This window comes from Streptococcus gwangjuensis, assembly GCF_028156745.1.
In the GTDB taxonomy this organism is placed as follows: domain Bacteria; phylum Bacillota; class Bacilli; order Lactobacillales; family Streptococcaceae; genus Streptococcus; species Streptococcus gwangjuense_A.
In genome coordinates this window covers 1-206 of sequence record NZ_JAODJG010000006.1, presented here as the reverse complement: position 1 = coordinate 206, position 206 = coordinate 1, and the positions used below count along the sequence as shown (strand labels likewise).

General features: G+C 46.1%; 1 protein-coding gene. It reads right to left on the bottom strand.

From position 1 onward, the window contains the following. On the bottom strand, positions 1 to 206 hold a 206-nt coding region (locus tag N5909_RS00065), incomplete at both ends, for an SIALI-17 repeat-containing surface protein (protein WP_271630617.1).

Sequence of the window (206 nt, the reverse complement as noted above, 5' to 3'; positions counted from 1 at the left end):
GGTTCTTCTCCCACTGTTGCCAATGGACCTGTATATTCAGGAGCTTCTTCAGTTACTGCAGCCTCAACGCCATTAACTCCACCTGTAAATTCTGGTTTTTCTACTGTTGGTGCTGGTTCTTCTCCCACTGTTGCCAATGGACCTGTATATTCAGGAGCTTCTTCAGTTACTGCAGCCTCAACGCCATTAACTCCACCTGTAAATTC